Below are 25585 nucleotides of genomic sequence, written 5' to 3' on the forward strand. Positions count from 1 at the left end.
GTGATAGCAATGTTTAGTCAAAGAAAGAAATTTTATGAAACAAAGATATTTTATATTGCTCTTGGAGTATGTGTTTTTGCATTTGGGGTTTGGATGAATGCAGCACCTTCTAAAGAGCTAAATTCAAAGGAAGCAGGCAAAAGTGAACCGGTATCGGAATATCAAAAGGATACACAAGAAAATCAAAAAATAAATAAGGACAAGTACGTTTCAGATATCAAAGATGTAGAAAATACGGATGACGAAGTAGAAAATGAAGAGAAACCAGCAATTACTAAAGCGGATTACCCATGTTATTTTATACAAGAACAAGACGGATTTGTTAAGGTTTTTTATTTTAATAGTAATGGAGAAAGCCATTTAGTGCGAACTACCGCAATCTCTTTTTCTCTTTTAAGTGAAAGTGATCAAACTCTTTTTGAAAAAGGAATCATAAAAAAAACAGAGGATGATTTAGTTGAACTTTTACAAGACTTTGAGAGTTAAAGGGGGAAAAGAATGAACAGAGTGGCAATTCGAAAATTTTTCTATGGATTTATTGGTACAAGCATTATTGTGTGGGCAGCCTTTGGTATTTGGTATTCCGGCTTTCATAACATTGGCACTTTTTTTAGTCAAAGTGCACTAATAAGCGGGCTGCCCTCAGAGGAAACTGCAGTTGGAGTCGTAAGTGAAAAAGTACTTCTCCCGGGAGGACAATCGGTTGGAGTAAAAATGGATGTCAAAGGGGTGTTAGTTGTTGGGCTTGAGGAAATTGATACTCTGCATGGAAAAAGTATAAATCCCGGTTTAAAAGCCGGATTGGAGATTGGCGACAGCATCCTTACGATTAATGGAGAAACTGTAAATAATGCACGTGAAGTGCAGAAAAAAATAAATAAAGTAAAAGAAAAAGTACGATTAAAAGTAATGCGAAAAGGAGAAGCAAAAATTATCTACTTAAGCCCCGTTTTATCTGCTGATGACAATACGTATAAAATGGGTGTTTGGGTACGTGATAAAACAGCTGGTCTTGGTACCATGACTTTCTATGATCCGGAAAAAAATATATTTGGTGCGTTAGGGCATGCAATTACAGATCCGGACACAGGTGATGTATTATCTGTTGCAAAAGGGGAACTGATCGATTCCAAGGTAGAATCGGTGAAACAGGGAAAGGCAGGAGAACCTGGAGAAATAAGAGGAATTTTTTATGAAGCAGATGAACCATTGGGGGCTTTAAAGAATAATAGTGATTTTGGTATTTTTGGATACTTATATCATCCGATTGAAAATCCACTCTTTTTAAAGCCGATAGCTGTAGGTTATCAAGATCAAGTTCATAAGGGAGACGCTTATATTTTAAGTACATTAGACGGAAACAAAGTTGAAAAGTATAGTGTAATGATTGAAAAGATTAACCATCAGTCAAAACCAGATACAAAAAGCATGATTATTAAGGTTACCGATAAACGTTTACTGGAAAAAAGTGGTGGAATTGTACAGGGAATGAGCGGAAGTCCAATCATACAGGATAACAAAATCATTGGAGCGGTAACCCACGTTTTTGTGAATGATCCGGAAAAGGGTTATGGAATTTTTATCGAATGGATGCTAAAAGAATCAGAAAAAATCGAGCAAGATGAAACGAGCTCGAATTAAAGTCGGAAATTGTCGGAAAGCCTCGCGGATTGTAGGTAAAAAATGACAGCGAATTTCCGAATTCTATTGCAAAATAGGATAAATTTCATTATACTTTAGTTAGAAAATTGTTTGAATAAACATAAAATTCTTATTAAAAAGAAGATAAAAGGGGGAAATGTTTATGACAAAAATCAAAGTAGGCATAGCCGATGATAACAAAGATTTCTGTGAAATTATAACAGATTTTTTTGAGGCACAGCAGAACATGGAGATTGCATTTACGGCTCACGATGGGATTCAAACCGTCGATGCGGTGGTAAAAGAGAAACCGGACGTGCTGATTTTGGACATGATTATGCCTTACTTAGACGGATTAGGGGTTTTAGAGCGATTAAACGGAATGGAATTAGAAACTTTTCCAAAGGTAATTATGCTTTCCGCTGTTGGGCAGGAATCCATCACACAAAAAGCCATTAACTTAGGTGCAGAGTATTATGTGGTAAAGCCATTTGATCTTACCATTTTGGCAAAACGCATCAATCAATTATCCGGGTTAGAGAAAACAGGGAACAATGGGAATCGGAATAATTCTGCAAAAGCAATTATTAAAAGAGAAGAAACAAAAACAGTTGATTTAGAAATGGATATTACAAATATGATCCATGAGGTTGGAGTACCTGCACACATTAAAGGTTACCAATATTTGAGAGATGCGATCACTATGGTTGTCAATGATATGGACTTGCTCAGTGCAGTTACAAAAGAATTATATCCTGCAATTGCAAAAATGAACAACACGACACCAAGCCGTGTGGAAAGAGCGATCCGTCATGCCATAGAAGTCGCATGGAACCGAGGGAAGATTGAAACGTTAAACAATCTATTTGGGTACACGGTACATAATGACAAAGGAAAACCAACGAATTCAGAATTCATTGCAATTATTGCTGATAAATTAAGATTAGAAAGAAAAGTAAGCTAAACATTCATCTTGCTTTATACAATTTATTTTGTTAAAAATACTCCTTTTCCTTAGAGTTGGGAAAGCACTCTTGGCGAAAAGGAGTTTTTTTGTTGTATGTTGACCTTTTATTTATTATAATAAGAAATAGAAATTTATTGGGTAGTGATCCATTAAAATATGATATTGTATGAGAGGAAAGAATAGAAAACTATGTTAGAAAAAGAAAAAATAGACCGAATCAATTTTTTGGCTAAAAAATCCAAAGGGGAGGGGCTTACAGAAGAAGAGCGAAAAGAACAGCATATTTTAAGAGAAGAATTTTTAATTGATTTTCGAGCGAGATTTAAGAAGCAGCTGGATAATATCGAATTTGTAGAAGATATAGGAGAAGAACATAAAGACGTCGAAAAAAATAGAGAAAAGCATTAAAAAAATTGAAAAAACCAGCGAGAAGGAACATTTTTCTCGCTGGTTTTCTTTTATAGTGTAGGTATACAATAATCTTTTATTATATACGAGAAAGAGGTGGATATTTTGTACCAACGCTATAAATTCATTGTAGTCCCTTGCATTGCGATATTATTAATTAGTATTTTTTCAGGCTTTGGAAGGAATTCTGAAAGTGTAAATGTTCGTCATTTGATCGAACAGAGGACAGACATTCTACAGCAATCTTATTATGGTGAACTTCCTCTCGAAAAAGCGCAGGAACAATTGCAGAAAATTGAAACCCAACCGCTGCTTGGAGAAGATATTACTGCACTTCGTGCTGCCGACCCTTGTCAATTGGACCTGGTACAAAAAATGGAGATGAAGTCAATTGAAAGAAGAATGCGGCTGTTCCATTATCAATCTTTTGAAGTAAATTTGAAATGGTATATGAAAGGCTTAAATGAAGATTATATTTCTCAAGGTGATTATTTTATCGTATTAAAAACGGTGGATGGAGAGGCAAAAATATCTGAATTCGAACCGATTTTAGCAGATTTTGAAGAAAATTAATTCTTTTTAGCAGAATCCCAAAAAATTGTGTTTATCTTTTCAAATTTATTGGTATAATATATAAGTATTGCATATAAGAAAACAATATATATTTGAAAGGAGAGGTGGCAATGCGAAAAGTATATTTGGATTATGCCGCTACCACACCTGTAAAAAAAGAAGTTCTCGATGAAATGATTCCGTATTTTACTGAAAAGTTTGGAAATCCGTCGAGTTTATATGAAATAGGCGCGGATTCAAAAGAAGCAATTACGAAAGCAAGAGGACAAGTTGCTGGATTAATTGGAGCAGAAGATAAAGAAGTGATTTTTACATCTTGTGGTTCTGAATCTGATAACTGGGCCTTAATTGGTACGGCTGAGGTGAAAAAAAGCAAAGGTAATCACATTATTACAACTGCGATTGAGCATCATGCTATTTTGCATACCTGCAAGTACTTAGAAAAACAAGGCTTTGAAGTGACCTATTTAGGTGTGGATAGTGATGGAAGAATTAATCTTTCTGAGCTGGAAGCTGCAATTACAGATAAGACAATTTTAATCAGTATTATGTTTATCAATAATGAAATGGGTGCAATTCAACCAATTAAAGAAATTGCTGATGTTGCAAAAAAACATGGAATTTTATTCCATACAGATGCTGTCCAGGCTGTGGGAAACATTGAAATTGATGTCAAAGAGCTTGGTGTTGATATGATGTCTATGTCTGCACATAAAATATATGGACCAAAAGGAGTCGGTGCTTTGTATGTGCGAAAAGGTGTCATGTTGCCCGGCTTTATCCACGGAGGCGCACAGGAATTTAAAAAGAGAGCAGGCACTGAAAGCGTTCCGAATATTGTTGGATTTGGAAAGGCGGCTGAATTAGCAAAAGAAGGACTTTCAGATCACATTGCACGATTGACTGAATTAAGAGATTACCTCATTAAAGAAGTAACTTCAAAAATTCCAGATGTAGATGTAAATGGTGGAATGAAATACCGTCATCCGGGTAATGTAAATCTAACCTTTAATTATATTGAAGGAGAATCACTGCTGATCTTGTTGGATATGAAGGGTATTTGTATTTCAACCGGTTCTGCTTGTTCTTCCGCTTCATTGGTCCCTTCACATGTATTATCTGCATTAGGAGTTCCGGTTGAGAAAATACATGGTTCTCTTCGCTTTTCAATAGGGGATTTTACGACGAAGGAAGAATTGGATTATACCGTAGAGAATTTGATTGAGATTGTAACAAAGCTGAGAGCTATTTCATCGGTCTCAAGCGAGAAAGGTTGGTAAACAATATGGCAATGTATAATGATAAGGTTATGGATCTTTTTATGAATCCACAAAATGTCGGCGAGATTGAAGATGCAGACGGGATTGGTACGTATGGCAGTCCTATTTGTGGGGATATGATGAAGATTTCTTTAAAAGTCGAAAATAACGTAATTGTAGATGCTAAGTTTAAAACATTTGGTTGCGGCTCTGCAATCGCTTCATCCAGTATGGCTACGGAAATGATTATTGGCAAGACGATTGAGGAAGCATTGGATGTTACCAATAAGGACGTATTAAAAGAACTTGGCGGTTTGCCTGGGCCAAAAATCCACTGCTCGGTATTATCAGAACAAGCCATTAAAGCTGCAATTTATGATTATGCCCAAAAAAATGGACTGGAATTTGAAGGCTTAAAAGATTATGACCCGAATGCTTCAGAGGACGAGCATCTGCACGAACAAGATGAAGAGGATGGAGAATGATACCATGACAAAAACCATGGAGAAAAACAATAAAGTTGTATTAGGGTTGAGCGGCGGTGTAGACAGCACTGCCGCTGCTTTATTATTAAAAGAAAAAGGCTATGAGGTAATCGGTCTTTTTTTTGATGTACTTGGTAATCAAAAAAAAGAAAAAGAACGTGCAGAACAAGCAGCCAGAGAACTTGAAATTGCTTTTGTATATAGAAATATAAAAGAAGCTTTTTCTGAAAATGTGATTTCTTATTTTTGTAAATCCTATCAAAAAGGAGAAACACCAAATCCATGTATATTATGTAATCCAACGATTAAATTTAAGCTGATGCAAGAGGAAGCAGACCGATTAGGTGCATTCTATTTAGCGACAGGGCATTATGCAAAAATTGAATTTGAACAAAAAACAGGATGTCATTTTATCAAGCGCGCTGAAAATGAAAAAAAAGACCAGTCTTATATGCTGTATCGACTGCCGCAGTCAATTATAAGACGCTTGCTTTTTCCATTAGGCAGTATTGAATCAAAAGAATTAACGCGTAATTTCGTTCGTGAACACCGTATTCATAATGCAGATTTGAAAGATAGCCAAGAAATCTGCTTTATTAAAGAAGGAAGCTATATTGACTATTTAAATCACAATGGATATACCGGAAAACCAGGCAATTTTGTAGATAAAGAAGGAACGATTTTAGGAAAACACAGTGGAATCATAAATTATACCATTGGGCAGAGAAAGGGGCTTGGAATCACCTTTGGAAAACCAATGTTTGTGATTGGAATGGATGAAGCTGAGAATCAAGTGGTATTAGGTGAAAATGAAGACTTATTTCAAAAAACTATCTATGCAAAAAATTGTCGCTTTTCCATTCAAGAGGAAGAAGCAGAAATGCCGGAGGAATACAATGGTATATCTGTTTTAGCTAAGATTCGCTATGCTTCTAAACCATCGAAAGCAATAATTTACAAAGCGGAGAATGGTATGGTGAGAGCAGAATTTGAAGAGATGCAAAGAGCAGCAACTCCAGGTCAGTCAATTGTCTTTTACATGGAAAGCCGTCTAATCGGCGGGGGATTTATTTCTCAAAAACAGTAGAATATTATCAGTTTTTTTATAAACTAAGGAGAAAGACTATGCTTGAGAGATTAAAAGAAGAAGTGATTCATGCAGCGGTTCGGGCGGAAAAAGATGGACTTTGCAAAAACAAATCCGGAAATTTTAGCGCAATTGACCGAGAGAAAAAATTTATGGTTATTACACCTTCCGGATTAGAACGAAAGGCACTTCATTTAAAAGATTTGCCTGTTTTAAATCAAAACGGAGATGTAATAGAAAATATATCCGGTCATAAACCCTCTAGTGAATGGCGAATGCATCTTGCTGCTTATGAAACACGTCAAGATTTTTTTGCAGTAGCGCATACTCATTCACATTATGCAACTGCTTTTGCAATCAGCGGAAGAAAAATATCGCCGGTTGCTTTTGAAGCCTTTTTTTATGGCTGGAAAACGGAGCTGGCAAATGTTTTTTTACCTGGAAGCAAGGAATTGGCAGAAGGAATAAAAAAACCACTGCAATTTGCAGATGTCGTTTTATTAAAAAATCATGGTGTTTTAACAGGTGGTATAAACAGTGAAGAAGCACGTCAAAAAATTACTTATGTTGAAGATGTAGCACAACTTTACTTTTATGCTTTGCAAATAAATGGAAGTGAGCCGGAACCTATTTCTGAAAAACAATTTTTGGACTACCGTCATTCCTGCTATCCTGCGAATAAGTAAAAGCTGATAAGGGAAACCTAAACTTATTCTATATAGAAAGGAATGAGTTTAATGAACAATCGTAATTTAACGTATGGGATTGGATTGGGAGTCGCTGGAACAATTGCAGGTATGCAGCTTTATCAAAAGATGACACCGAGAACACAACGCAAAATTCAAAAAAATGTAAGAAATGCAGCCGATCAATTAAATGACTTAGTCCAAGAAATTGGAGATCGTTTGAATGACATTTCCATGATGGATTAGTAAATCAAAATGATTACACCTAAAAGTCTGTAATTGATGACAACAAAAACCCTATTTTAAAGAAAAAAATAGGGTTTTTGTTTAAATATAATAATTTTTTTGAGAAAGATTGACACTGAAAGAGGAATTGATTATAATTTTATTGATAAAATGTAAATAAAAAGGCAATGAAAAGGATGAGTACCTTTTTTATGTACAGCAAAGAGAAGAAGGGTTGGTGTGAGCCTTCTGTGTGCGGAATTGGGAAGCTGCCTTGGAGCCTTACTGGAATGAGAGACCTTTACCGAGGTAATTAGGGTGGTACCGCGAATTAGCTTCGTCCCTATGTGGGATGAGGTTTTTTTATTTTTTTGTTGATGGAGGTTATGGTATGGAAAAAATAGGTTTAAATGAACTCAGAAAGAAATTTCAAGATTTTTACGAAACAAAGGGACATTACGTAAAAAAGAGCTTTCCTTTGGTTCCAGATAAAGACAAAAGTTTGTTACTGATCAACTCTGGCATGGCACCGTTAAAACGGTATTTTGCTGGCATAGACACACCACCGAGTAAACGAATGACTACTTGTCAGAAATGTATTCGAACTGGAGATATCGAAAATGTAGGGATTACATCACGTCACGGCACATTTTTTGAGATGCTTGGGAGCTTTTCATTTGGAGATTATTTCAAAGAACAGTCAATTCGCTGGGGATGGGAGTTTATTACACAGGAACTACAACTGCCGGAAGAACGTGTTTGGGCGACCATTTACGAAGAAGATGAAGAAGCACGAAATATTTGGAAAAACATTATAGGAATGCCGGAAGAGCGAATTGTACCTTTGGGAAAAGAGGACAATTTTTGGGAAATTGGAACAGGTCCATGTGGCCCATGCTCGGAGATTTATTTTGACCGTGGAGAAGAATATGGATGCGGAAAAGAGGATTGTAAGCCAGGGTGTGACTGCGATCGCTATATTGAATTTTGGAATCATGTATTTACACAGTTTAACAGAGAAGAAGATGGCAGCTATTCAAACCTTGCAAATCCCAATATAGATACCGGAATGGGTTTGGAGCGTTTAGCTTGCATCATGCAGGGCGTCGATTCGATCTTTGACATAGACACCATACGAATTATACTGGATGAGGTAGTTCGAATCAGCGGTGTTGCTTATCATAATGGCGAGGCTAAGACGGATGTTTCCATTCGGATTATTACCGACCACATTCGGTCTGTTACCTTTATGGTTGGCGATGGGATTCTGCCAAGCAATGAAGGACGAGGCTATGTACTTCGCAGGCTTCTTCGCAGAGCGGCAAGACATGGAAAGCTTTTGGGATTAGAGGGCCCTTTTTTAGCGGATTTGTCTCAAAAGGTAATGGAAGCATCTGGATGTGCATATCCGGAGCTTGAGGAAAAGAAGGAATATATCCAGCGAGTTATATCTGTAGAAGAAGAAAAATTCAGCACGACGATTGATCAGGGAAATCAAATTTTGAATGACTATATTCACGATGCGAAACAGAAGAGCGGAACATGCCTCTCTGGGGAACAAGCATTCAAATTATATGATACGTATGGATTTCCACTTGAATTGACGCAGGAAATTGCAGCAGAAGCTGATTTACAAGTGGACCTGGATGGTTTTAATCAACATATGCAACATCAAAGGGAAATGGCAAGAGCTGCGAGAAAATCGGAAACAGATGCGGGATGGGCAGACGATTCTTCTTTATATGTCGATTTACCGGACACTGAATTTATCGGATATACAACACTTTATGCAAAAGCGAAAATAGTAGGTATTTTTTCTGGAAAAACTTCACTTAACGTATTGAGGGAAGGAGAAGAAGGACATCTCGTATTTGATTGTTCTCCATTTTACGCAGAAAGCGGAGGACAGGCCAGTGATAAGGGTAGTGCAGAAAGTGCGGCATGTCATGCTGAGATCTTAGGCGTGAGCCGAGTTAAAAATGTTTTTTTACACAAGACACTGGTGAAAAGCGGAGAGATTTGTGTAGGAGAGACTCTTGATGTATCCGTAGAAGTTGAGAATCGAAACAAGACTACATGTAATCATACGGCGACACATCTATTGCAAAAAGCATTGAAGAACACTTTAGGAGATCACATTCAGCAGAAAGGTTCCAGCGTCAGCGCAGAAGGGCTCCGCTTTGATTTTACTCATTTTGAAGCGATAACAAAAGAGACTCTTGAAAAAATTGAAGAAGAAATCAATAAAAAAATCATTGAATTTATACCAGTTAAATGTGAAGAAATGCCAATTAAAGAAGCAGAAAAACTAGGTGCGATGGCGTTGTTTGGAGAAAAATACGGTGAAAGAGTGCGTGTAGTCTCCGTAGGAGATTACAGTATTGAATTTTGTGGTGGAACACATGTCTCCAATTCCGGTCAAATCGGTGCCTTCAAAATTCTTTCTGAGTCTGGTGTTGCTTCTGGTGTTCGTCGGATTGAAGCTATTACAGGAACTGGGCTTTATTCAAAATTAACGGAAGACGAAGGGTTAATCACTATTGCTTCTGAAAAATTGAAAGCAAATCCTTCTAATTTAATCTCTCGTATCCAAACTTTAAACGAAGAGCTTAAGACATATAAAAAAGAACTCGAGCAAATAAAAATGCAGGCGATGGGTTCCGAGCTGGAAGATATGATAGCAAATGCAAAAATAGTGAATGGAATTCGCTTGATTACCAAACGATTTGAAGATTGTGATATCAATGATTTAAGAAAACTGTCAGATGAAATAAAGGATAAGGAAAAAGGAATCATTGTATTGTTTGCAACGGTAAATGGAAGCAAGGTAACCTTTATGGTTTCAGTTGCTGATGATCTATTGGACCGTGGCTATCATGCAGGAAATATTATAAAGAAAATTGCGGCAGCAGCTGGAGGCGGTGGCGGCGGTAAGGCAGACATGGCTCAAGCCGGAGCAAAAGATCCTTCCAAGATTGAGGAAGCCTTTTCTTTGGCAGAAACATTGTTATAGAATATTACAACAATATTAAGAATCGAAAAACACCTTGTTTCTGTTTTTTATTTTGCTTATAATGAACTCAATAGGAAAGAAGGTGAAAGAATGGACAGGAATACCATACTGTTTAATAGCCCAGATAAAGGCGAACAACAAACAACCGAAGAAATCCTGAGAACGGTTTATAATGCGTTAGAAGAAAAAGGGTATAATGCAATCGATCAGATGGTAGGCTACATTCTATCGGGAGATCCTTCCTACATTACCGGTCACAACAATGCAAGAAATCGTATTCGGCATATTGAAAGAGATGATTTGGTTGAGGAATTGTTGAGAAATTTTTTAAAAAAATAAAAAGTTAAAGCGGACATTCTTGTCCGCTCCTTTTTATAACATAGGAAATATCGTTATAGAATGCTATTTCCTATGTTTCAAAAATGCACCTTGACCTGACATTAAAATTACAAAATAAAGCAGTATTTAAGATTTGGTACTTTCATGTGTTTTCAAAAAAGCATTTGAATTGATTGACTGTACCTGATTATAGAACTCAGCCAATTTGTGTAAATTGAAATTTTTATTTCATTCATTTACACTTTTTTTATCTAGTAGTGGAAATGAGGTGGAAGACTTTTAGAGGAGTGACAGGGCGGCTTTTTTAATCAAGATGAATGAAAAGAGGGGATGGAGGAAATAGTTTTGAAATGTATAGCACTGGATGTAGGAGACAAAACCATTGGTGTTGCGGTAAGTGACAGCTTGCTTTTAACCGCACAGGGATTAATGACCATTGAACGAGTAGGCATTCGAAAGGATGCAGATAAGGTAATACAGCTGATTAGAGAGCATGAATGCAGCACAGTAGTCATTGGATTGCCTAAAAATTTGAATGGAACAGACAGTGTGCAGACAGAAAAGGTATATACCTTTAAAACAATGCTGGAAAATAAATTACGCAGTACGGGTATGTCGCATATTGAAATGGTATATGAAGATGAACGATTTACCACAGTCATTGCAGAAACAGTTTTAATTCAAGCCGATGTCAGTCGCAAGAAACGAAAAAAAGTAATTGATAAGCAGGCAGCGGTCATTATATTACAGAGTTATTTAGATCGCTGCAAAAATGAGAATAAAAATGAAACACTCTGAAGAAATAAAAAAACAGGTCTTTCAATAAATATAATTAAAAAATTTAATCAGACTGGGAGAATTAGAAGCATATGTATACCAAACAAAAAATAAAGAAATGTATAATAGGGGCGCTCTGTTTTTGCCTCTTGAGTATTTGCGTTCCTGTCTCTGTTTACGGAGCAGAAACGACGAATGACAGATTGAATTCAAAATTTAGAGCAGGAGCTTATTTTCATTATTCTTATAAAACAAATTTAGATGATATTCGTTTTGATAAGCTGGATTATATCGTCTATGCTTTTGTTGAACCCTATGCAGATGGAAGTTTTCGCCCTTTAGAGAATCCGGATCAGCTAAAAGATTTGATAGAAAGGGCACATACGCATGGAGTAAAGGTTTTTATGGGGATCGGAGGCGGTTCTACTGCTATGGATTTCGATGTTATGGCTTCGGACAAGAATTCGATTATCCGTTTTATAAAATCAACTATGGGTCTTTTTGAAGATTATGATTTAGATGGAATCGATATTGATTGGGAAAGCCCATTAGTCGGAGAATCTGCAAAAAATTGTGAATCAGTTATGCAGCAGTTAAGTAAAGAATTGAAAGCAAAAGGAAAGTATTTCACTGTAGCAGTTTCAGGTACCTATAAAGCAGATCAAGGTATCCCCAGTACAAATGGATTTACCGATGCATGTCTTGATTGCTTTGACTGGATCCATGTAATGACCTATAGCTTGCAAAGAACAAATAGTCCTTTGTGGTTCCCGGACGTATCCCTTCAGTACTGGCACAATATAAGAGGAATTAGTACAGACCGTTTGGTAATAGGTGTACCTTTTTATGCATTACCAAGCTGGAAAACATATCGTGATTTAATTGCAGAAGATCCAGAATATGCATACATAGATCAAGTATTGGGAGCAGATGAAACACAAGAATCGAATTACAATGGCATCAATACCATTCGTGAAAAGACAAAATTGGGTTTGCAGAATGGCGGTGGTATGTTTAGTTGGGTTATTAATGTCGATGCTGCAGGAGAACAAAGTTTGACTGCATTGATTTATGATACGATTAAAGAAGCACAGGCTATGGGAGTATCTAACTTTGTTAATAAGCCGACAGTTGTTTATAAGAACAGAGAGATCATGTATGATGCAAATTCCGGATATCCTTTTATTGATGCGGCAAACCGGACAATGGTTCCATTTCGAAAAAGTGCAGAAGCCGTCGGAATGACGGTAAGTTACGATGCAGTAAACCAGGTAGCCAAAGCGACTGGAAACGGTAAAACAATCCAAATTCCAATTGGACAACCAAGCATTACCGTAAATGGACAAACGATTGCATTGGATACACAAGCCGTGATTTACAATAACCGAACTTATATTCCAATGCGTGCTTTCTTTGAAAATGCCGGATGTACGATCAAACAATGGCACAATAATACACGTACAGCATACGTAGAATAATGCGAATTGTAATTTGACAAGTATAATAATCTATGATACATTGAAAAAAAAGGGAGCTTGTGAAGCAGGCTGAGAGGAAGTAATCGAACTTCGACCTATATTACCTGATTTGGATAATGCCAACGTAGGGAAAATAAACACAGAAGTAAATTTTATTTTTGAGTTCATATTCCTATGAGTATGAACTCTTTTTATTTGCGGGGAGGTCAGATATGGATCAAAGAGTCATTGAGACAGTTCGAGAAAGAAAACCGTTGATACACTGTATCACCAATTATGTAACAGTAGTGGATGTTGCAAACATGCTATTATCATGCGGCGGTGCACCGATTATGGCCGATGATATCCGGGAAGCAGAAGAAATTACAAGTATCTGTGGCGGGCTGAATATAAATATAGGAACATTAAACGAAAGAACCGTCCAGTCAATGTTTGCCGCAGGAAAGAAAGCAAACGAATTGAATCATTTCACCATTCTCGATCCGGTTGGGGCGGGAGCCTCTTCGCTACGTACCAGAACAACATTTCGACTTTTGGATGAAGTGAAGTTTTCCGTAATACGAGGAAATATCTCAGAGATAAAAACAATAGCAAACGGAAGAGGGACGACACAGGGTGTTGATGCAGATATCAAAGATGCAATTACAGAAGATAATCTTTTTGCAGCAGTTGATTTTGTTAAGAAATTGAGTAAAAAAACAGATTCGATTATTGCAGTAACCGGAGCAATTGATTTGGTATCTGATCAAGATACCACTTATGTCATCCGAAACGGGCATCCAATGATGTCTCATATTACAGGAAGTGGCTGTATGCTAACGGCTGTGATTGCTGCCTATGGTACGGCAAATCCAAACTGCCTCCTAGAAGCAACGGCAGCTGCAGTCTGTGCAGTTGGGCTTTCCGGAGAAATTGCCCGGGAAAAGATTCGGGAAATACATGGAGGAAACGGTTCATTTAAAGCATTTTTCATGGATGTAATGAGTCAGATGAACGATGAAAAATTGAAGGAAGGTGCTTTATTTGAAATTCGATAAAAAAAACATCTTACTATATGCGGTTACGGATCGTTTTTGGATTGGAAAGCAGACTTTCTGGGAGCAAGTAGAAGAAGCACTGAAAGCAGGAGTAACCTTTTTGCAGCTTCGTGAAAAGGAAATGGAAGAGTGTGAATTTTTAAAAGAAGCAAAGCAAATAAAAGTGCTGGCTCGAAAATACAATGTGCCGTTTGTCATTAATGATAATGTTAAAATTGCACTGGAAAGTGATGCGGATGGTGTTCATGTCGGACAGAGTGATATGAGAGCTTGTGAAGTAAGAGCCCTGATTGGAGCTGAGAAAATACTAGGAGTTTCCGTACAAACTGTTATGCAGGCGAAAATTGCAGAAAGGGAAGGAGCAGACTATCTGGGTGTTGGTGCGATGTTTAATACATCTACCAAAACAGATGCTGCAGAGGTTTCCTACCGGACGTTGAAAGAAATTTGTGCTACGGTATCGATCCCGGTCGTAGCAATTGGGGGGATTTCTGCTAATAATGTAGCGCTGCTTTCAGGGAGTGGCATTGCGGGAATTGCAGTGGTATCTTCCTTATTTGGGGGTAACTCGATTTATGAAGCAGGAAAGAAGTTAAAGAAAGAAATTGAGGCAGTTGTTTATTATGAATAGTCTGATTAATATAAAAGGTGTCATTTTTGATATGGATGGGACTCTTTTAGATTCCATGCCCGTTTGGAATCAGGTAGCTGCATCTTATTTAAGAAAAAAAGGATATCAGCCTGAACCGAACCTCTGGGAGCAACTAAAGTTTTTAAGCCTTACACAAGGGGTTGCATTCATCAAAAAGCAATATGGACTGATAGAGACGAACGAAGAAATTGAAAAGGAAATCAATCTCATCATTGAAGACAGTTATTTTAATGAAATTCCAATGAAGCCAGGAGTGAAAGCCTATTTGCAATTACTAAGAAGCCATGATATTCCAATGTGCGTTGCGACTGCAACGGATAAATATCTGGCGGAGGCTTGCTTAAAACGCCTCAATATCCAACACTATTTTAAAACTATTGTGACGTGTCAGGAAGTCGGATGTGGTAAGGATACACCCGCTATTTTTGAAAAAGCATTAGACTCTCTTGGTACAGTAAAAGGAGAGACCTATGTCTTTGAAGATGCACTGCATGCAGCGATTACAGCTAAACATGCCGGGTTTCGAGTGATTGGCATATATGATGCAAGCGCAGAAGGAGATTGGGAAGCGCTGAGAAAAATTGCAGATAAAAGTATTTTTTCAATGGAGGAATTACTATGAATGTTGCTTTGACAATTGCGGGTTCTGATTGTAGCGGAGGAGCAGGAATACAGGCAGACTTGAAAACGATGACTGCACATTGCGTTTATGCAATGAGTGCCATTACTGCTTTGACTGCTCAAAATACAATGGGAGTACAGGCTATTTTTGAATGTGAGCCTGTATTTTTAGAAAAACAATTGGATTCTATTTTTACAGATATTTATCCCGATGCAACAAAAATCGGTATGGTCGGAAATATAGCTCTGATGACTGTTATTGCAGACAAACTAAAGCAGTATCGAGTAAGAAATGTTGTTTTGGATCCGGTTATGGTATCTACCAGCGGAAGCAAGTTGCTAACGGATCATGCTGTGAGTTCCATATTAAATTTACTGGCCCCTTTGGCAGACCTTCTGACACCCAATATTAGTGAAGCAGAAATATTGAGCGGAATTTCCATTAAAGATGCGGAATCTATGGAAAAATCCGCAAAGCTTATCTCAGAAAAATGTAATGCGGCTGTGTTGGTAAAAGGCGGACATAGCGAGAAAAATGCAGATGATGTCTTATATGCAAATGGAAAAATACAGTGGTTCAAAGGAGTTAGATTAAAAAATGAAAACACACACGGAAGCGGCTGCACGCTTAGTTCTGCCATTGCCTGCGGTCTTGCAAAAGGATTTTCTTTAGAAGTGAGTGTGAGAAATGCAAAGGAATATGTATCAGGAGCAATCCGGTCAAATCTAAATTTGGGAGAGGGGAATGGTCCAATAAACCATTGCTTTCAGATAGGAGGATGAAATGAGAAATTATACAACACAGATGGAAGCCGCACGTAAAGGCATTATTACAGAACAATTAAAAAAAGTAGCAGAAAAAGAGCGGATGGATGTAGCGGAATTGCTGCCGCTTGTTGCGTCTGGAAAAGTTGTAATATGTGCAAATAAAAATCATACATGCCTTGAGCCTGAGGGAATCGGTTCTATGCTTCGAACAAAGATCAATGTAAATTTAGGCGTATCACGTGACTGCAAGGACTATGATGTGGAGATGAAAAAAGTATTAGAATCCATTCGATTAGGAGCCCATGCAATCATGGATCTTTCATCTCACGGAGACACAATTCCGTTTAGGAGAAAGCTTGTATCCGAATGCCCTGCCATGATAGGAACAGTTCCGATTTATGATTCTGTGATTCATTTTCAGAGAGACTTGGCCGCTTTAACAGCTAAAGATTTTTTAGATGTGATACGGCTTCATGCAGAAGATGGAGTGGATTTTGTAACTTTACATTGTGGCATTACACGGAAAACCATCGATCAAATTCGAACACATAAAAGAAAGATGAACATTGTGTCTCGTGGTGGTTCTTTAGTCTTTGCTTGGATGTGTATGACCGGAAATGAAAATCCATTCTATGAATTCTACGATGAAATTTTAAAAATATGTAAAGAATATGACGTTACAATCTCTCTTGGCGATGCCTGCCGTCCGGGGTGTCTGGCCGACGGATCTGATGTCTGCCAGATTGAAGAACTGGTGCGTTTAGGGGAATTGACAAAGCGAGCATGGGAACAAAATGTACAAGTGATGGTTGAAGGGCCGGGACACCTTCCTATGGATCAGATTGAAGCGAACATGAAAATTCAGCAGACGCTGTGTATGGGAGCTCCATTTTATGTATTAGGTCCGATTGTAACGGATATTGCACCAGGCTATGATCACATAACCGCAGCAATCGGTGGAGCTATTGCTGCTGCCTCTGGTGCTGCATTTTTATGTTACGTAACACCAGCTGAACATCTTGCACTGCCCAATGTTGAAGATGTAAAACAAGGTATCATTGCATCAAAAATAGCAGCGCATGCAGCCGATATCGCAAAAGGAGTACGGGGAGCAAGAGAAGAGGATGATCGAATGGCAGACGCAAGGCGTACTTTGGACTGGGATGCGCAATGGACCCGCGCAATTGATCCTGAAACAGCAAAAATGATACGTGAGGAAAGAAAACCAGAGCATGAAGATACCTGCTCGATGTGTGGGAAATTCTGTGCGGTACGGAGTATGAACAAGGCACTTTCTGGTGAATATATAGACATTTTATAGTAAAGAGGTTGCTCCATTCAAAGAATACTTTTATTTCTAGAATGGAGCAATTGATTTTATAGCAAATTGTTTAATTTATAAAAGTGAGATTAATTCATTGAATGAAATAAAGTTACATGATCGAAAATGACCGGAAGATTCTTGGATAAAATATCCCAATGCACTTCGAGCATTTCTTCAATATCTGCTAGATACTCATAATGAAGTTTTTCAACTGGACAGCCATCAAAATGAGTGTTTCCATCTGTCTTAAATACTTCACAGCCTTGGAATGGATTTGCTGTTCCAAGATACAAATCATTGAAGGTATCAATATAAAGAGTCCTCCCGCCATAGTTGCTTGGATTGCAAAGACCTCTTAAGGTGACCCACTTAAAATGAACACCATCATCAGACACATAAAAATCAAAACCAATTGAATATTCAAATTGGTGAAGAACTGCTATAATTTTTTCATAAATAGAAAGGATCATTTTAGTATTATGAGGACCAATGGCATTTTCAATTGCTGTTTTATTTGCTAGTAAGATTGCTAAGAGCAGCTCCATATTGCTAGAATCATCAAATGTGCTGACAATGAGTTGTTTATTAAATTCTTTCATTTGCCAGGCATATACATTAAATGGATTATTAAATCCAGATCCGAGTCCGGATAAACTTTCCTTTCTCGTTCCTGTAGATGGGGTTGAAGGTAAAAGAGGTCTACCTCCGACTACCAATTCCCAACGGTCTTTTTGATCAATGCGTAACACATCGCAACCCAATGGGACAGCCCATGCAAATGGTAGCTCCTTGGCTGCATTCACATAAAGATAGCCGTTAAATTCTTCCATACTAAAGGTATATTTGTTTAATGAATCACCAAATCCTTTGTCAGCTACCAATGTCCAATGATTCATTTCAGGCTCTTCGCTGTTTGTTCTCCAAATCTGAACTCCATCGCTGTTTACAGTTGCCACGTATATTTTATCGTGAAACTCACTCATAGCCGTGATCTGAGAATGTGGATTACAGCTTGAATCAAAATAAAGTGCAAATGGGTTTATAACAGGTTCCCAATCGTAAAATTCAGGATTTTGACTGCGGTAGAGTGGTGGAAAGGATGTTGTACTGAATTCGTCAATTGGAGCAACATACAGATAATTTCCATGTCGAAGCATTGAATTGGTTGAAGAGCCAGGCAGCTCATACATCTGAACAAAGAACCAATTGATTCCATTGCTGGATTTTAATATTTGCATTGAAGTCTTTTCTCCAACAGCTGCCGCATAGATACAAGGAGCACTGTTTGGCGGATTATCCTGCATCATAAAACGAAAACCTGTCAGCTTAGAGTTTTGTTTTGCCTGAAATACTCTTTCCCATTTTTGCGAACCGTCTTTTTTATAGCGCCATATTTCAGCAGAGTGGTTAAGTGGATTATTTGGTTTAATTAAAAAAGGTATTTGAGCATTTGGCGCAAATTTTTTAATCGTGGAATACGGGATGTTTTTTCCGGTTCCGACGTAAATATAATCATCTAGTTCACACATAGACCAAGCGTAGTTGTTTTGTCTAGCGTTATTCAAATCATTTAGATCAAACCCGTTTAATGGGGTTATTTTTTTAAATTCATACACAATGTGATTCCCCTTTCAAGGTAATAATAATGTATGCAAAAAAGAAGAAACTGTACACTATAAAAATTCAGATCAAAACTCTACGGTTCGTTGATTGCTTCTTTCTCTTTTATGGGTGTATACTTTTACAAGGGTTGACTGCATGTTGATTTGAAAGAGAGGTGATCTTATGGAGCAAGGCCGAAAAGAAAAGATAAATGCTTATAAACGGCGCAGGCTTAACGGAGGTGTTTATCAAATTAAAAACCTTATAAATGGAAAATGTCTTCTACAGAGTACTACTGATTTGGCCGGAAGTAAAAATAGATTTGATTTTTCTTGCTATACAGGAAGCTGTATTAGTTATAAATTGCAAAAAGAGTGGACTATATTTGGAAAAGATTCTTTTGTTTTTGAAGTTTTAGAAGAATTAACTCAAAAAGAGACACAAACAGAAAAGGAATTCAGTGAAGACATAAAGACATTAGAGGAAATCTGGATGGAAAAGATTGACCCTGATATACTATATTAGAGAAGGAGTGTTTGATCGTTATGAAAGCGATAGAAACGTTTTTAGATGAAAACGGAAAAATTATTCGATTGCCCGCCAAAGGAGAAAAGAAGAGAGAAGTATTGCTGTATCTTGCTGAAAAATTTTCATATAATCAGGATTATACAGAAAAAGAAGTAAATTCCATAATTGATCATTGGCATACTTTTGGAGATTATTTTTTACTGAGACGGGAGTTAATTGATTCTCATTTTTTGTCGAGAACATGGGATGGTAAAAAGTACTGGAAAGAATCGTTTTTGGATTGATGTAAAAAAGCTGGGATTTTATTAAAAAAGGTGGAAAGGAGTGAGAAAATGGATTGCAAAAAGGTTGGAGATTTAATTTATACGCTAAGAAAAGAAAAAGGAATGACCCAAAAAGAAATTGCGGATCTTATGAATATTAGTGATCGAACGATCAGTAAATGGGAACGTGGGTTGGGCTGCCCGGATGTCTCGTTACTTTCTGATTTATCGCAAATACTTGGAGTAAATATAGAAGAAATTTTATTGGGAAGAGTGAATCTCAATGAAAGTGTCGGAGGAAACATGAAAAAGATAAAATTTTACGTCTGTCCGCAATGTGGTAATTTATTGACTGCGGCAAGTGAAGCAAATGTTTCATGCTGCGGAAGAAGATTAAATGGTTTGACAGCAGAAAAAGCACCAGATGAACATGAACTTAAGGTAGAATCGATTGAAGATGAATTATATATTTCATCCGATCATGAGATGAAAAAAGATCATTTTATTTCTTTTGCTGCATTTGCAACAGGAGACAAGGTCTTTCTTGTAAAGCAATATCCGGAATGGGGACTGCAATTTCGCCTTCCACGGCTTGGACACGGAAAATTATATTTTTATTGCACAAAGCATGGGCTGTTTTATCAATTACTATAACAATATATTTTATGATAGGGAGCTTGTAATGAAAAATAAAGTTCCATTCATAAAAAATAAAACGAAAAGGGAGCAATGAAATGTTGCTCCTTTTTAAGTGGGATCAAAATAATAAAAAACGATTTTAATGAAAAAGTAAGCAAGAGAAAATACCTTGATAGGAGTGTTATTTTACAGAATAAATAATGTCGAACTTTAAATTTTGGTGTATAATAAAAACATATTTGCTAAAAAGCGAAACTAGATGTAGGTGTAACTTATGATAAAGTATTTGAAAATGCGGATAAGCTTAATGATTAGTATAATAATTTTAATTGGATTCATTTCGATTTCGTTTGTAAATTATTATACTTATGGCAAAGTGATCAAAGATGATATTAAAAATATATCAAAGCTGACTTCTACCAACATTTATTCTGATATTAACAATGAATTGACCAAGCCTATTTTCGTATCCTTGACTATGGCAAATGATCATTTCTTAAAGGATTGGTTATCTAACGAACAGGATCATTTAGACGATGTTGATTACATAAAAAAATTACAGGATTTCCTTGTTGGGATCAAGCTGAAATACAACTATAATTCAGTTTTTTTAGTTTCAGCACAATCGAATCACTACTACCATTATGAAGGTATCCATAAAAAAATTTCCGGAGACAATGAACACGATCAATGGTATTATACATTTGTTGACGGAGAAATGCTCTATGATTTAGATGTAGATACGGATGAAGTTGCAAATAACATACTGACGGTTTTTATTAATTGCAGAATTGAAGATGATAACGGTGCTCTCATGGGGGTTGTCGGTGTTGGCGTAAAAATGGATGAAGTACAATTCCTTCTAAAAAAATTTGAAGATAATTTTGACTTAGAAGCTTGTCTAATCAATGACAAAGGCTTAATGCAGGTTCATACCCGCAGCAAATTGATTGAAAAAGTAAATTTGTTTGATGAACCGGTGATTGCTCAATTTAAAGATGAGATAATAAAAAATAAAGAGTCATTGGAAACATTTCGCTACCGAGAGCAAAATTTAGACGGATACTTAATAACGAGATACATACCGGAGATGGACTGGTACCTTATGGTAAAAAAAGATACTTCAATATTAAAAAAATCCTTTCAGTCCCAGATGCTAAGCGATCTTTTTATAATTTTACTGGTCATTTTACTCTTACTTCTACTAGGGTTTTATCTAGTTCGCCGATATGAACAACATATTACAGAATTGATTAAGACCGACCAGCTGACAAATCTGCCGAATCGGAGAGCTTTTGATGAGTCGATTTACGATGCATTAGATCAATTTAATAAAGCAGGTAAATTATTTACAGTATTTGTATTTGATATTGACAATTTCAAATGTGTGAATGATACACATGGACATATTTTTGGAGATCAAGTATTAAGATTAATCGGGACTATGGCAAAAAAACAAATGGGAGCAGAAGCGTTAATTACCCGCTGGGGTGGTGATGAATTTGCGGGCATTCTTTACGAATCAGGAAGCGATCCGCAGAAGACAGCACAAGATTTAGTGGAATATATAGGTTCAATAGAAGAGCTGAAAGAACACGGAATTACAATCAGCTTAGGGATGACTCAGGTACAGTTTTTTGATACACCTGATTCGATCATGATACGCGCAGACCAGGGTTTATATGAAGCGAAAAAAAACGGAAAAAACCAGTTTCATATCATATAGTAAAGAAAGGGAGAAAGTCTTGAAAAGTATTAAGCCGGGTAGAGGGCCTTCCATGATGAATGGAATTGGGTCCATTGCAGCAGGAATATTTGGAATATTTTGGACGTTTTTTGCGGTCAGCATGGGAGCACCGTGGTTCTTTGCATTGTTCGGAATCATATTTGTAGGCATGGCTATTGTGCAGGCTATCTACAATTTAAATAATGCAACAAATAAAAATCGTTTTTCAGAATATGATATCGTGGAAAATTCAGAAGAGCGTGATCCGATGCAGGAATATATAAATAATAGAGTAAAAGACGAACAAGGCTCTGAAAGCGATATGGATCTAAAAATAGAGGATCAGAAGTTTCATTATTGTCCATATTGTGGAGCAAATGCAAACGCTGATTTTGAATTTTGCAGTAGATGCGGGAGGAAACTTCCAGATTAAGATCGCTTTTATATTCGGGGGGAGGGAATAACTTATGAATTTACAAAATGAACCGGTCATTTCTATCAAAGACTTGAAAATGAAAATCCATCTGCAGCACAGATTGTAATAGGGGACTTTTGCTTCTATGCGGGAAAACCAAATGAGAAACTTGTGGCTCAGGCGGCAGCACCGATTATGATTCCTCGGAATGAAGAATGGGGTCAAATCATTAAATCTGTTTGGAGAAATCGTGTAGAGGAGACTCTGCGATATGCAATTAAGAAAGAACCAAACATTTTTAACGTTGAAAGGTTGAAGCAATATGTGAAATCCTTAGGAGAAACATATACTCTCAAATTGATTGACCAGGAAATCTACGATTACATCATTGGTGAAAATTGGTCAAAGGATCTCTGCTCACAGTTTTTAGATTTCCATGATTATAGAAAAAGAGGAATTGGAGTTGCTGTAATCGATCACGGCAAACCCGTTTCCGGGGCATCATCATATACGATTTATAATGATGGTATAGAGGTTGAAATAGACACAAAGCCTGAATTTCGAAAAAAAGGACTTGCAACAGCTTGTGGTGCAGGATTAATTTTAGAATGTTTGGATCGAGGATTGTATCCAAGTTGGGATGCACATGATTTGCGTTCTGTTGCGTTGGCAGAAAAGCTTGGATATCATATGGATTATCCTTATACGGTTTACATTAAAAAGTAGTATAGAGTATATAATAAAATGCAGGGATTTTATGAAAAAATTGAGTTACATATTATTATATAATCCTATTAGTAAAAGGAGAACTGGAAAGAATATAATGTATGAACTAAATTTTACGTATGGGTAAGTATTAATTAGTCAGATAATGAAATGTAGGGGAGTATAATGGGAAATATTGAAATGGATCAATTAACACAGCGAATTAAGAGTTTGCAGAATAAGGTTACACGGAAGAAAAATCTGGAAGATATGATAGCAGATTTAGAAAATGAAAGAGCAGTTTTGGAAGAAAAAGAAAACATCTTGGAGTCATTGCGTGATAAAGAGCAGACAGATGTAAATAAATTAAAGGGTCTTAGCTTGTCTTCCGTGTATTATTCCATTACAGGACGAAAAGAAGAGCAGCTGCAAAAAGAATCCAAAGAAGCCTATGTGGCATCGGTAAAATATGAGCGGATTTGCACACAATTAAAAACGATCAATCAGGACATTCAAAGATATGAAGAAGAACTTGAAGATTTATCTTCTTGCGAAGGGGAATACGAACAGCTTTTAAATGAGAAAAAAGAAATTATGAAAAAGACGGACTCGCTTAATGGGCCTAAAATTTTTAAACTTGAAAATGAGTTATCTGCATTAAAGAAGCAGGGTAAAGAACTAAACGAAGCTTACTCAATCGGAAAAAGTGTTATAAATAAAATACACAGCATTACACAATCCTTAGACAGCGCCGAAGGGTGGGGGACTTGGGATTTGCTTGGTGGGGGGCTGGTTTCTAATATAGCAAAACATTCCCACTTAGATGAGGCAGAACAGGAAATACAGCAATTGCAAACTCTTTTAGAAAAATATAAAGAAGAACTTGAAGATGTGAAGATTCAATCTGAAGTACATGCGAAGGTCAGTGGTTTTTTATATTTTGCTGATTTTTTCTTCGATGGTATCTTTGCGGATTGGACAGTACTGAATCATATTCAAACGAGTCAAAATAAAATTGAAGATATTCATAAACAGGTTCGTCAGATGCAAAAACACTTGGATGATACGAAAAAGGAGATTCAAAATAAAATACAGCAAACACAAGAAAAATTGGAACAAGTGATATTAAATTGAGTAAACATATAAAATAAATAAAAAATAGCATGTTTTTCGAGGCATGTTATTTTTTTATCTTAGGCATTTTAAGCGAGTTAGTAGCAATATATTTTTTAGAACATATTATAAATTGAATAAATAGAAAGGAGGATTACAATGCAAGAGTACATCATACAACCCAATGATACATTATTTTACATTGCAAAGAAATTTGGGATCCCTTTAGTACAATTAATCAACGCAAATCCTGAATTAGCCAATCCCAATTTAATCTATATTGGGCAAGTTATAAAAATTCCTGACTTATTTAGGATCCCAGAACAATTTGATACAATAGAAGAAAATGCAGTAGGGGTTATCGATGATATTTATTTAGGTGATTGGGCAAAGGCAATTGGTAAGGTGGAAATTATACAAAAAGCAATGAACGATGCGATGACTTATCTACAGGAGGCCTATGTTCCAAATCAGCTTATATCTTCAATGAATACTGCAATTCGTAGTTTAGATCAAAATGTAATGCAAAAAAGAACTTATCCTGCAATTTCTCAAGCAAATCAAGTCACAAGATTTCTTGCTGATATGCTGGATTATTATGAAGTGATCATTCCGCCAGACATAAAAAGGCTATCTTATCTAGGCAGGCAGATGATTATTAATATCGAAAGTAACGATTGGAATGAAGCAAATAATAACTACATGACTGCAAAAAGATATTGGGAGAGATTAAAACCCGAACTTGACGAAAAATACAATGATAACATTGTTGAATTTGATATGTTGTTAAATGATTTAGGAGAATCCATCAAAAATAAAAATTATGAGATGACAATTGAAAATATCGTTGCAATGCTTGATGGTATTCAAATGTTGGAAAATGATTTTGCAGAGCAAAGACAAAATGAAATGGCTGCAGAGTAAGTATGATATAAGACTTTTCATTTTATAGCTACTTATTTATGTAAGTTAATAACTGGGTAATGCTATTTACATTGCTCAGTTATTTTTATTATATTTCAAAAGTATAAAGACTTAGGGGAATTGTATTATAAAATAATATAAATTTTATTCTAGACACTACAATTATTTTAAAATGTTTTATAAGGAAAAGAAAGCAGAAGAGAGGCGTAACTATTCCTAAAATGTGTGTTTTCGGAATAGTTAATAAGGTTTTTGAAAAAACAGGCCATTTATAATGCTTTTAAGCCACATTTTATATAGTTATTATATTCTGATATTTATAACAATATA

General features: G+C 36.5%; 27 protein-coding genes, 1 pseudogene, 1 riboswitch and 1 other annotated feature. Of the genes and pseudogenes, 27 read left to right on the plus strand and 1 reads right to left on the minus strand.

Annotated features, from left to right (window positions below; all coding sequences use genetic code 11):
- Positions 1-9: 9 nt before the first annotated feature.
- The 19 genes from U5921_RS13770 to thiC all read left to right on the plus strand — a co-directional run bounded on the left by U5921_RS13770 (position 10) and on the right by thiC (position 17337).
- Positions 10-486, plus strand: a complete 477-nt coding sequence (locus U5921_RS13770) for a hypothetical protein (RefSeq protein ID WP_324824032.1) — start codon at positions 10-12, stop codon at positions 484-486.
- A gap of 12 nt (positions 487-498) precedes the next feature.
- Positions 499-1641: a SpoIVB peptidase gene (spoIVB, locus tag U5921_RS13775; RefSeq protein ID WP_324824033.1), complete on the plus strand. Its 1143-nt coding sequence runs from the start codon at positions 499-501 to the stop codon at positions 1639-1641.
- A gap of 157 nt (positions 1642-1798) precedes the next feature.
- On the plus strand, positions 1799-2605 hold the full coding sequence (spo0A, locus tag U5921_RS13780; RefSeq protein ID WP_324824034.1) for a sporulation transcription factor Spo0A: 807 nt from the start codon (positions 1799-1801) through the stop codon (positions 2603-2605).
- 192 nt (positions 2606-2797) lie between these two features.
- On the plus strand, positions 2798-3016 hold the full coding sequence (locus tag U5921_RS13785) for a DUF896 domain-containing protein (RefSeq protein WP_324824035.1): 219 nt from the start codon (positions 2798-2800) through the stop codon (positions 3014-3016).
- A 105-nt stretch (positions 3017-3121) separates the two neighbouring features.
- Positions 3122-3589 (plus strand): hypothetical protein, encoded by a 468-nt coding sequence (locus U5921_RS13790; RefSeq protein WP_324824036.1) that lies wholly within the window; start codon positions 3122-3124, stop codon positions 3587-3589.
- A gap of 110 nt (positions 3590-3699) precedes the next feature.
- Positions 3700-4869 (plus strand): cysteine desulfurase NifS, encoded by a 1170-nt coding sequence (gene nifS, locus U5921_RS13795; protein ID WP_324824037.1) that lies wholly within the window; start codon positions 3700-3702, stop codon positions 4867-4869.
- Between the two features lie 11 nt (positions 4870-4880).
- Positions 4881-5333: a Fe-S cluster assembly scaffold protein NifU gene (gene nifU / locus U5921_RS13800; protein ID WP_324826004.1), complete on the plus strand. Its 453-nt coding sequence runs from the start codon at positions 4881-4883 to the stop codon at positions 5331-5333.
- Positions 5334-5337: 4 nt separating this feature from the next.
- Positions 5338-6420: a tRNA 2-thiouridine(34) synthase MnmA gene (mnmA, locus tag U5921_RS13805; RefSeq protein WP_324824038.1), complete on the plus strand. Its 1083-nt coding sequence runs from the start codon at positions 5338-5340 to the stop codon at positions 6418-6420.
- Between the two features lie 38 nt (positions 6421-6458).
- Positions 6459-7106, plus strand: coding sequence for a class II aldolase/adducin family protein (locus U5921_RS13810; RefSeq protein WP_324824039.1), 648 nt, complete (start codon positions 6459-6461; stop codon positions 7104-7106).
- Between the two features lie 51 nt (positions 7107-7157).
- Complete coding sequence (locus U5921_RS13815) at positions 7158-7352, plus strand: hypothetical protein (RefSeq protein WP_324824040.1); 195 nt, start codon at positions 7158-7160, stop codon at positions 7350-7352.
- 158 nt (positions 7353-7510) lie between these two features.
- Positions 7511-7679, plus strand: a binding site (T-box leader).
- 43 nt (positions 7680-7722) lie between these two features.
- Positions 7723-10344, plus strand: coding sequence for an alanine--tRNA ligase (gene alaS / locus U5921_RS13820; protein ID WP_324824041.1), 2622 nt, complete (start codon positions 7723-7725; stop codon positions 10342-10344).
- A gap of 90 nt (positions 10345-10434) precedes the next feature.
- Positions 10435-10683: an IreB family regulatory phosphoprotein gene (locus U5921_RS13825; RefSeq protein ID WP_324824042.1), complete on the plus strand. Its 249-nt coding sequence runs from the start codon at positions 10435-10437 to the stop codon at positions 10681-10683.
- Between the two features lie 345 nt (positions 10684-11028).
- Positions 11029-11481 (plus strand): Holliday junction resolvase RuvX, encoded by a 453-nt coding sequence (gene ruvX, locus U5921_RS13830; protein ID WP_324824043.1) that lies wholly within the window; start codon positions 11029-11031, stop codon positions 11479-11481.
- Between the two features lie 71 nt (positions 11482-11552).
- On the plus strand, positions 11553-12938 hold the full coding sequence (locus tag U5921_RS13835; protein ID WP_324824044.1) for a glycosyl hydrolase family 18 protein: 1386 nt from the start codon (positions 11553-11555) through the stop codon (positions 12936-12938).
- A gap of 39 nt (positions 12939-12977) precedes the next feature.
- Positions 12978-13086, plus strand: a riboswitch (TPP riboswitch).
- Positions 13087-13150: 64 nt separating this feature from the next.
- Entirely contained in the window at positions 13151-13975 is an 825-nt protein-coding gene (gene thiM / locus U5921_RS13840) for a hydroxyethylthiazole kinase (RefSeq protein ID WP_324824045.1), read from the plus strand.
- Complete coding sequence (thiE, locus tag U5921_RS13845; RefSeq protein WP_417765017.1) at positions 13953-14606, plus strand: thiamine phosphate synthase; 654 nt, start codon at positions 13953-13955, stop codon at positions 14604-14606. Before thiM ends, thiE begins: the two co-directional genes overlap by 23 nt.
- Positions 14599-15249, plus strand: a complete 651-nt coding sequence (locus U5921_RS13850) for an HAD family phosphatase (RefSeq protein WP_324824047.1) — start codon at positions 14599-14601, stop codon at positions 15247-15249. Before thiE ends, U5921_RS13850 begins: the two co-directional genes overlap by 8 nt.
- Entirely contained in the window at positions 15246-16031 is a 786-nt protein-coding gene (thiD, locus tag U5921_RS13855) for a bifunctional hydroxymethylpyrimidine kinase/phosphomethylpyrimidine kinase (protein ID WP_324824048.1), read from the plus strand. The genes U5921_RS13850 and thiD overlap by 4 nt, the downstream gene beginning before the upstream one ends.
- Before the next feature lies 1 nt (position 16032).
- Positions 16033-17337 carry a phosphomethylpyrimidine synthase ThiC gene (gene thiC, locus U5921_RS13860; protein WP_324824049.1) on the plus strand — a complete coding sequence of 435 codons (1305 nt, stop codon included), beginning with the start codon at positions 16033-16035 and terminating at the stop codon, positions 17335-17337.
- Between the two features lie 89 nt (positions 17338-17426).
- Here the strand turns inward: thiC and U5921_RS13865 are convergent, their stop codons facing one another.
- Positions 17427-18956 (minus strand): hypothetical protein, encoded by a 1530-nt coding sequence (locus U5921_RS13865; RefSeq protein WP_324824050.1) that lies wholly within the window; start codon positions 18954-18956, stop codon positions 17427-17429.
- 169 nt (positions 18957-19125) lie between these two features.
- Here U5921_RS13865 and U5921_RS13870 point away from each other — a divergent pair, with 169 nt between their 5' ends.
- From U5921_RS13870 to U5921_RS13905, 8 genes and pseudogenes are all read left to right on the plus strand, one after another.
- Positions 19126-19467 carry a GIY-YIG nuclease family protein gene (locus U5921_RS13870; protein WP_324824051.1) on the plus strand — a complete coding sequence of 114 codons (342 nt, stop codon included), beginning with the start codon at positions 19126-19128 and terminating at the stop codon, positions 19465-19467.
- Positions 19468-19487: 20 nt separating this feature from the next.
- A complete protein-coding gene (locus tag U5921_RS13875) occupies positions 19488-19754 on the plus strand; it encodes a DUF2087 domain-containing protein (RefSeq protein WP_324824052.1) in 267 nt (88 codons plus the stop codon).
- Positions 19755-19802: 48 nt separating this feature from the next.
- Positions 19803-20387, plus strand: coding sequence for a helix-turn-helix domain-containing protein (locus U5921_RS13880; protein WP_324824053.1), 585 nt, complete (start codon positions 19803-19805; stop codon positions 20385-20387).
- A 292-nt stretch (positions 20388-20679) separates the two neighbouring features.
- Positions 20680-22098: a sensor domain-containing diguanylate cyclase gene (locus U5921_RS13885; protein WP_324824054.1), complete on the plus strand. Its 1419-nt coding sequence runs from the start codon at positions 20680-20682 to the stop codon at positions 22096-22098.
- Between the two features lie 19 nt (positions 22099-22117).
- A complete protein-coding gene (locus U5921_RS13890; RefSeq protein WP_324824055.1) occupies positions 22118-22531 on the plus strand; it encodes a zinc ribbon domain-containing protein in 414 nt (137 codons plus the stop codon).
- A gap of 90 nt (positions 22532-22621) precedes the next feature.
- Positions 22622-23239: pseudogene (locus tag U5921_RS13895) on the plus strand (GNAT family N-acetyltransferase); the annotation flags it as partial.
- A gap of 165 nt (positions 23240-23404) precedes the next feature.
- Positions 23405-24352 carry a hypothetical protein gene (locus tag U5921_RS13900; protein ID WP_324824056.1) on the plus strand — a complete coding sequence of 316 codons (948 nt, stop codon included), beginning with the start codon at positions 23405-23407 and terminating at the stop codon, positions 24350-24352.
- Between the two features lie 138 nt (positions 24353-24490).
- The gene (locus U5921_RS13905; RefSeq protein WP_324824057.1) at positions 24491-25255 is read left to right on the plus strand and encodes a LysM peptidoglycan-binding domain-containing protein; all 765 of its coding nucleotides are present in this window, start codon (positions 24491-24493) and stop codon (positions 25253-25255) included.
- Positions 25256-25585 lie beyond the last annotated feature (330 nt).

This window comes from Sinanaerobacter sp. ZZT-01, from assembly GCF_035621135.1.
Classification (GTDB): Bacteria; Bacillota; Clostridia; order Peptostreptococcales; family Anaerovoracaceae; genus IOR16.

Bases quoted from the DNA above. Each gene is read 5' to 3' on its own strand.
- U5921_RS13770 (WP_324824032.1), top strand. From the start codon at position 10: ATGTTTAGTCAAAGAAAGAAATTTTATGAAACAAAGATATTTTATATT.
- spoIVB (WP_324824033.1), top strand. From the start codon at position 499: ATGAACAGAGTGGCAATTCGAAAATTTTTCTATGGATTTATTGGTACA.
- spo0A (WP_324824034.1), top strand. From the start codon at position 1,799: ATGTTTATGACAAAAATCAAAGTAGGCATAGCCGATGATAACAAAGAT.
- U5921_RS13785 (WP_324824035.1), top strand. From the start codon at position 2,798: ATGTTAGAAAAAGAAAAAATAGACCGAATCAATTTTTTGGCTAAAAAA.
- nifS (WP_324824037.1), top strand. From the start codon at position 3,700: ATGCGAAAAGTATATTTGGATTATGCCGCTACCACACCTGTAAAAAAA.
- nifU (WP_324826004.1), top strand. From the start codon at position 4,881: ATGTATAATGATAAGGTTATGGATCTTTTTATGAATCCACAAAATGTC.
- mnmA (WP_324824038.1), top strand. From the start codon at position 5,338: ATGACAAAAACCATGGAGAAAAACAATAAAGTTGTATTAGGGTTGAGC.
- U5921_RS13810 (WP_324824039.1), top strand. From the start codon at position 6,459: ATGCTTGAGAGATTAAAAGAAGAAGTGATTCATGCAGCGGTTCGGGCG.
- U5921_RS13815 (WP_324824040.1), top strand. From the start codon at position 7,158: ATGAACAATCGTAATTTAACGTATGGGATTGGATTGGGAGTCGCTGGA.
- alaS (WP_324824041.1), top strand. From the start codon at position 7,723: ATGGAAAAAATAGGTTTAAATGAACTCAGAAAGAAATTTCAAGATTTT.
- U5921_RS13825 (WP_324824042.1), top strand. From the start codon at position 10,435: ATGGACAGGAATACCATACTGTTTAATAGCCCAGATAAAGGCGAACAA.
- U5921_RS13835 (WP_324824044.1), top strand. From the start codon at position 11,553: ATGTATACCAAACAAAAAATAAAGAAATGTATAATAGGGGCGCTCTGT.
- thiM (WP_324824045.1), top strand. From the start codon at position 13,151: ATGGATCAAAGAGTCATTGAGACAGTTCGAGAAAGAAAACCGTTGATA.
- U5921_RS13850 (WP_324824047.1), top strand. From the start codon at position 14,599: ATGAATAGTCTGATTAATATAAAAGGTGTCATTTTTGATATGGATGGG.
- thiD (WP_324824048.1), top strand. From the start codon at position 15,246: ATGAATGTTGCTTTGACAATTGCGGGTTCTGATTGTAGCGGAGGAGCA.
- thiC (WP_324824049.1), top strand. From the start codon at position 16,033: ATGAGAAATTATACAACACAGATGGAAGCCGCACGTAAAGGCATTATT.
- U5921_RS13870 (WP_324824051.1), top strand. From the start codon at position 19,126: ATGGAGCAAGGCCGAAAAGAAAAGATAAATGCTTATAAACGGCGCAGG.
- U5921_RS13875 (WP_324824052.1), top strand. From the start codon at position 19,488: ATGAAAGCGATAGAAACGTTTTTAGATGAAAACGGAAAAATTATTCGA.
- U5921_RS13880 (WP_324824053.1), top strand. From the start codon at position 19,803: ATGGATTGCAAAAAGGTTGGAGATTTAATTTATACGCTAAGAAAAGAA.
- U5921_RS13885 (WP_324824054.1), top strand. From the start codon at position 20,680: ATGATTAGTATAATAATTTTAATTGGATTCATTTCGATTTCGTTTGTA.
- U5921_RS13900 (WP_324824056.1), top strand. From the start codon at position 23,405: ATGGGAAATATTGAAATGGATCAATTAACACAGCGAATTAAGAGTTTG.
- U5921_RS13905 (WP_324824057.1), top strand. From the start codon at position 24,491: ATGCAAGAGTACATCATACAACCCAATGATACATTATTTTACATTGCA.